The sequence below is a fragment of the Huintestinicola butyrica genome, assembly GCF_025567215.1.
In the GTDB taxonomy this organism is placed as follows: Bacteria; Bacillota; Clostridia; order Oscillospirales; family Ruminococcaceae; genus Huintestinicola; species Huintestinicola butyrica.
Window position 1 is genome coordinate 101,773 of the sequence record NZ_JAOQKB010000009.1, and the last position, 6,836, is coordinate 108,608.

Genomic DNA, 6,836 nt, shown 5'->3' on the forward strand with positions numbered 1-6,836 from the left:
GCCTCCCTTAATTATCCTGAGCACCGAAAATAAAGCTGTTTCCGTCATTTTCGGGATCGGTGCTTACCGTTATGCCGACAGATGCGTAGTAATCGGCAGCCCCCTGATGAAAGCTGCAGGGGATATCCGACACAGCAAATTCGGTATCAGGCTCGGGAACGGCTACGGAATATTTTATGCTGCTGCTTTTGCCAAAGAGCAGAGCAGTTATGTCCTTTATCTGCTGACGGTCAGTGTCGGAGTCGGCAACAAGCACAGCTTTTACGCCAATAGTTGGGATATCCTCGTCCTGACCGTGATATGTTCCCGCAGGTATGGTTATCTCGCTGTAACCCTTGTATATGTTCAGCATATATTCAATAGTGCGGCTGTCGGGAGCAATAATGCGTATATCTGTGCTTTCGGCAAGCTCACTCACAACAGTGGCAGGAGTGCCGATTATAGCGAAAAAGGCATCTATATCGCCGCTTTCAAGTGCCGCAGCCGAGTCGCTGTAGGACATATAAACAGGCTCCACCGATGAAAAAGCCACACCTGCCGACAGCAGCAGATATTCGGCATTCTTCGCAACGCCTGAGCCTTCATCGCCGACAGATATCTTCTTGCCTTTAAGGTCAGCTATGCTGTTTATATCCGACTTACTGCGGACGACTATCTGAAAAGCCTCGTCATAAAGTCCCGCAACAGCTCTCACGCCCGAAACAGGCTCATTTTCAAAGTCACCCACGCCGTTGACCGCTTCGGAAAGCACATCGCTCTGAACTATTGCCATATCAATAAAGCCCTCATTCATCAGGCGCAGATTTGCCTGAGAGCCTGCGGTTTTCTTGACTTCAATGCCGTTTTCATCAAGCTCATGCAGCAAAGTTCCGTAAGAATAGTAGTTGCCGCCCGTGTTGCCTGTTCCAAGTCTCAGCACTCCTGACTGCCCGCAGGAGCACAGCAGTGACATTGCCATGACTGAGGCAGCAGCGGCTGATAATAATTTCCTGATATTCATTAAATTCCGCCCTTCGGTTCATTTTGCCCATACATATATTTTATCAGACTTTATAGCGGATATAATTAAATAAACTGTCAAATGGCTATTAATTTTGTGATGCAGGGGAGATATCACAAAAAAACTGACCTATCAGATCGATAAGTCAGCCACAATTATGTATCTGTTTGCCGGTCGCTCAAATCCTGTTCTTTTCCGCTTTTCATATCATCGATCAGCCGTTTCACCCACGCCTCGCTGAATACTTTTGTCACCATTTTGTATGTATCTTCCGGAGTGTTGGGGTCGTGAAAGGTAATGTCAAGCCTCATATCCATAGGAGTCTCCTTTTGCGGAATATATTTTTGAAAGCATTTCATATATATTCCCTGCTGACGGATATTATGCGGTCAAACTCTGCTTCTCAAATTCTTCTTGCAATTTATTTCCTTTTGTGTTACTATCTTATTATAACATGAAAAGGAAGTGCAGATATGCCACATTCATCAGGAGGAGGCTCCCACGGCGGAGGATCTCACCACAGCAGTTCATCACACAGATCGTCACACAGATCATCAGGATCAGGCCCATCAAGACGCATACGCACAGGATATTTTCCCGGTGCAACACGCTACAGGTATTACCACAGGCATAAGCCAAGATATGTCTATGCCAATTATGATATCAGGAAAGGCCGCAGCCCTCTGCGCCTGCTTATGTTGCTATTTTATATCCCGTTTTTCATTGCCATTGTAGGCATGGCAAGCGAAACGTTCAGAGTGCCCCAAAGGCTTTCAACAGATTATGATACATCGCTCGTCATATCAGACTACATAAATGTGCTCGGCGACACGAAAGCTCTCGAAAATTCAATGATGGCTTTTTATGATGAAACAGGCATAACGCCCGCAGTTTTCACCGTTTATAACGAGGACTGGCAGGATAATTACAGCTCGCTGGAGAACTATTCATACGACCTTTATGTAAACGCTTTTGACGATGAAAAGCACTGGCTGATAGTATATTCCCAGCCCCAAGAGCCTGATGAGAACTTTAACGACTGGTACTGGGAGGGTATGCAGGGCGATGACACATCGGACATACTCACCTCCGCCAAGGCAGACGGGTTCAATTCCGACCTGCAGCGATATCTTACGGATAAATCCATATCCGTTGCCGATGCCATAAGCCGTGCTTTTGATAACCTGACACCTAAGATAATGAAAAAATCGGTGGATACGTCAATGCTGTTTCCGTTCCTGTTTTTCGGCGGATTTATCCTTATCCATGCTTATTTTATGGTATTTCACGATCCGTCAAGAAAGTACAGAAATGCAGAGGTTTGCCCCGAAAATGCACCTGTCGGAGCTCAGTCACGTTCTGTACAGACTGAACAAACTGTTCAGCCCCCCGCACCTGCCGCTCATGAAGAAAGCTGCCCATACTGCGGCGGCAGCTATGTACCGGGCAGGGACAAGCGCTGCCCCTATTGTCAGTCTCTGCTTGATTATTCCCACGATACAAACGAATAACATAAAAACAGGAGTGCTCCATATCGGAACAACTCCTGTTTTGTTATAGGCTTATATATTTTCCCGTAATGCTGTTTTTGTCATTTATTATCTCAGAAGGCGTGCCCGATGCTACTATCCTGCCGCCCGCTTCTCCGCCGCCCGGGCCCATGTCAATGATGTAGTCAGCATTGCGGATAACGTCAAGATCATGCTCAATAACAACAACAGTCGCACCGTTGTCAATAAGAGTTTGGAACACACCAAGAAGAGTGCGGACGTCCAGCGGGTGCAGTCCGATGGTAGGCTCATCGAACACAAATACCGAGTCGGACTGCAATCTGCCCATTTCGCTGGCAAGCTTCAGTCTCTGAGCCTCTCCGCCCGAAAGGCTGGGAGTTTCCTCGCCAAGTGTAAGGTAGCCAAGTCCCAGCTCCTGCAGTACTTTCAGCCGCTGATATACTGTCTTCATATCTTTGCAAACATCAAGGGCTGAATCCACGTCCATATCCATAAGCTCAGGCAGCGATATTGTAACACCTGCTGCAGTCGTAAGCTTTACAGCCAATGCGTCCTTGCTGTAGCGTGAACCGTGACATTCGGTACAGGGGACTGTTACATCGGGCAGAAACTGAACATCAAGGCTGATAGTTCCCGTTCCGTCGCATACAGGGCACCGCAGACTGCCTGTATTATAGGAAAATTCGCCTGCTTTGAGCTTTCGGCTTTTTGCATCGGCAGTGGCAGCAAATATCTTTCGCAGCTCATCATGCACATTGGCATAAGTGGCAATAGTGGAGCGGACATTTATTCCGATAGGCGTTGCGTCTATGAGCTTAACGTGGCTGATGCCCTCCGCTGTAATGTCTTTTATATGCACCGGCATCGCTTTTCCCTCAGTCAGAGCCTGCAGGGCAGGCACAAGACTTTCAAGCACAAGCGTGGTCTTTCCCGAACCCGATACTCCCGTAACAACTGTGAGCCGTCCCTTTGGTATATCGGTTTCAAGGGGCTTTACCGTGTGTACCTGCGATGTGGCAAGATGTATCCTGCCAATATCAAACATTTCGCCGCTTTCCGCCTGAGGGCGAATTACAGACTTTGCCTTTCCCGAAATAAACGGCCCTATCTGCGACTTTTCGTTTTTACAGATATCTTCAAGCGTTCCCTCGGCGATGACATATCCGCCGTTTTTGCCTGCCCTTGGCCCCATTTCTATAAGCCAGTCCGCTTCTTTAAGTATCTGTGTGTCATGATCTACCAGCAGAACGGAATTTCCGTCAGCTATAAGGTCGTGCATAACACCGTTAAGTCCCGTGATATTTGAGGGGTGAAGCCCGATGGACGGCTCATCAAGCACATACAGCACGCCTGTTGTGCGGTTTCTCACTGCACGGGCAAGCTGCATACGCTGGCGTTCACCTGTTGACAGGGTGGAAGCGGCTCTGTCAAGGGTGAGATACCCCAGTCCCAGATCCATAAGGCGCTTTGCGGCAGTTTCAAATGACTCGCAGATGCTTTCCGCCATCGGTCTCATTTCAGCGGGAAGCGAACAGGGGACAGCTGCCACCCAGTCAACCAGCTCTTCAAGGCTCATTTTGCAGGCTTCGTCCAGCGTTATATTGCAAAGCTTCGGCTTTCTTGCCTTTTCCGAAAGCCTTGTGCCATGACATTCGGGGCAGACCTCTTCTTTCAGGAATTTTTCCACACGCTTCATGCCCTTTTCGTCCTTGACCTTGGCAAGAGCATTTTCTACAGTATAAACTGCATTGTAATAGGTAAAATCCAGCTCTCCCGCCTGATTTGACTTTTTCGCCTTGTAAAGTATATGCTTCTTTTCCGCAGGGCCGTTATATACTATGTCCTTTTCCCTGTCGGTAAGCTCACGGAAAGGAACATCTGTCCGCACGCCCATTTCACGGCATACATCTGTCATAAGCGACCACATCAGGCTGTTCCACGGAGCTACCGCACCCTCATCAATGGAAAGAGAGTCATCGGGAACCAGCGTTGTGATATCCACTGTGCGAACCATTCCCGTTCCGCCGCATCTTCGGCAGGCACCCTGACTGTTGAATGCCAGCTCCTCGGCAGAGGGAGCATAGAAATGCTCGCCGCACTGCGGGCATACAAGGTCATGCCCCGCTGCAACGTCAAGAGTAGGCGCATGATAATGCCCGTTGGGACAGCAGTGCTCCGCCAGACGAGAAAACATGAGCCTCAGACTGTTAAGCAGCTCTGTTCCCGTTCCGAAGGTGGAACGTATCCCCGGAACGCCCGGACGCTGATGAAGAGCCAGTGCCGCAGGAACATATAACACTTCATCGACCTGAGCCTTTGCCGCCTGCGTCATACGCCGCCGTGTGTAGGTGGAAAGCGCATCAAGATACCGCCTTGACCCCTCCGAATACAGCACGCCCAGCGCAAGAGAGGATTTGCCCGAGCCCGAAACGCCCGCCACCGCAACTATTTTATTGAGAGGCACATCAACATCTACATTTTTAAGATTATGTACCCTTGCGCCTCTCACAAGAATTTTATCAGTCATAAGATCACCTTACTGTATTGTAGTTACACAGTACAGCATAATACAAATGAATATGAAATTCAAGTGCATACGGGTGAATTTTTATAATTCCTCCAGGGTTTCGTCTCTGAGCTTCAGGCTTTCGAGCCACAGCAGGATAGTGTCCATAGCAAGCTTCTGATTGCCGCAGCTGCAATGGTCAGCGACCTGCTCCTTTTCGGTTATCTCACGGGCAGCAACAGATTTTGCATTTTTCAGCACGAGCATATGCCTGCCTATTGCCGCACGGCACGCCATGGTGTCCTTGCTGCCGCCTATGATAAGATAATCCTTTGTAAGCTTGTCGGCAACAGGACGAAGATCAATTCTCCACAGAAATTTTGCCAGCTTACAGGTATTTGTGGTTCCCATTCTGTGAAAATATGTGCGGAAGAAAGCCATTTCCTTGCCTTTTTTGGCCGCATAGATAATGTTTATGAGCCAGCCGAAGCCGTACAGTATTACATTCAGCAGCCCGATAATAAGTCCGTTCACAGCACCGTTATCCGCAAAGTTCATTTTTAGCGCACCGAACTGTGCCATGCTGACACATTTTGTCACCCTGTCATCAAAAGCAGAAGCTCTGGGAGCGAAAAATCCACCGAGGGACTGACCTACAAGGATAACATCGTGAAGATCAAAATACTTTGTTATTGCCATAACAGGCTTTTCTCACTCAACTATCAGGGGAGCGCCGTTTATTCTCAGGCATTCGCCCTGTCCTGGGCCTTCAAAAAGATATACCGTATATCCATGCTCACGGAGATACTCACATTCGGCGAAAAATTCCTCATAGCTTGAGTCAAATCCGCCGTGCATAACGATAACACCCTTAGAATTTTCGGGATTGAATTTAAGCGTGGGCATGGTATAGCCCTCATACGGCACGTTTATAAGCTCTACATGAGGGGAGTCGGCGCTGAAAAAATCTGCATAATACTGATGAAAAAGCTCTCTTGCCTTTTTCCATGCTGCAAGTCCGTCAGGGTCTTCCCAGTCGGTGTAAAACTCAGCCATACGATAAAGTGCAGACGCATTCTTTAAGTGACCCTCGGCTAACTCCTTGTCAGCACGATTTTTCAGAACGCTGTAAAATTCGCCTGTGTTTTTAATTGTAGGGCCTATTTCACGGGCAACCTCAGGGTCGCATCCGTCAAGGTTAACCAGACGGTTCAGCTGGAAGCTGATGCCTGCATCATCATTGAGCTTGTGCATTCCCACAGGCAGTTTGATAGGCTTAGTGATATCATATTTTTCCATAGCAGTTCGCCTTTCAGATCAAAGAGTTTTGAGAAATTCTTTCATATCGTTTATGTAAGGCTCGGGACGCATAACAAGTCCCAGATGTCCGCCGTAGGTGGTTTTTACTGTGGGAGATGTGAATATATCCACAAGCTTCTTTGAATCTTCCTTTTCAAACATATCGTTTTCGGGGATAAGCACAAGAACCTTTCCGTTAAGATAAGCAAAATCCTTTTTATCAAAGTGCTTCATGCTGAAAATATCCATAGTTGCTTTCAATGCACGAATAAACGAACAGCGGAATTTCTCGTCAGAACCCACACATTCAAGGAACGATGTTCCGTAGGCTTTTTCCTCTTCGGTCTCATTTCTGAAATACCTCTGCACTGATGTGATAAGCATACTTTTCAGCTTTTCAAATTTAAGCTTTTCGACATACTTCCTATAGAGAGGGAATGTGAGGGTTTGGTAAGGATGTTTTTAAGATTTAGGTTTTGCGGTATAGTATGTTGCGTACTATACCGCTTTCCCTTTCCAC

At 47.6% G+C, this 6,836-nt stretch carries 7 protein-coding genes; 1 reads left to right on the forward strand and 6 read right to left on the reverse strand.

Annotation, left to right across the window (positions count from 1 at the left end):
- Positions 1-7: 7 nt before the first annotated feature.
- Both OCV68_RS10465 and OCV68_RS10470 read right to left on the reverse strand, forming a co-directional pair.
- Positions 8-1,000, reverse strand: coding sequence for a TAXI family TRAP transporter solute-binding subunit (locus OCV68_RS10465; RefSeq protein WP_262572485.1), 993 nt, complete (start codon positions 998-1,000; stop codon positions 8-10).
- 155 nt (positions 1,001-1,155) lie between these two features.
- Positions 1,156-1,317 (reverse strand): hypothetical protein, encoded by a 162-nt coding sequence (locus tag OCV68_RS10470; protein WP_022473884.1) that lies wholly within the window; start codon positions 1,315-1,317, stop codon positions 1,156-1,158.
- Between the two features lie 156 nt (positions 1,318-1,473).
- Between OCV68_RS10470 and OCV68_RS10475 the strand changes: the two genes are divergently transcribed.
- Entirely contained in the window at positions 1,474-2,511 is a 1,038-nt protein-coding gene (locus OCV68_RS10475) for a hypothetical protein (protein WP_262572487.1), read from the forward strand.
- Positions 2,512-2,554: 43 nt separating this feature from the next.
- On the opposite strand, the gene OCV68_RS10480 is transcribed toward OCV68_RS10475, so the two are convergent.
- From OCV68_RS10480 to OCV68_RS10495, 4 genes are all read right to left on the reverse strand, one after another.
- Positions 2,555-5,038: an excinuclease ABC subunit UvrA gene (locus tag OCV68_RS10480; RefSeq protein ID WP_262572489.1), complete on the reverse strand. Its 2,484-nt coding sequence runs from the start codon at positions 5,036-5,038 to the stop codon at positions 2,555-2,557.
- Between the two features lie 81 nt (positions 5,039-5,119).
- The gene (locus OCV68_RS10485; RefSeq protein ID WP_262572492.1) at positions 5,120-5,716 is read right to left on the reverse strand and encodes a hypothetical protein; all 597 of its coding nucleotides are present in this window, start codon (positions 5,714-5,716) and stop codon (positions 5,120-5,122) included.
- A gap of 12 nt (positions 5,717-5,728) precedes the next feature.
- Positions 5,729-6,316, reverse strand: coding sequence for an alpha/beta fold hydrolase (locus OCV68_RS10490; protein WP_262572494.1), 588 nt, complete (start codon positions 6,314-6,316; stop codon positions 5,729-5,731).
- Between the two features lie 18 nt (positions 6,317-6,334).
- The gene (locus OCV68_RS10495) at positions 6,335-6,700 is read right to left on the reverse strand and encodes a hypothetical protein (protein ID WP_262572496.1); all 366 of its coding nucleotides are present in this window, start codon (positions 6,698-6,700) and stop codon (positions 6,335-6,337) included.
- Positions 6,701-6,836 lie beyond the last annotated feature (136 nt).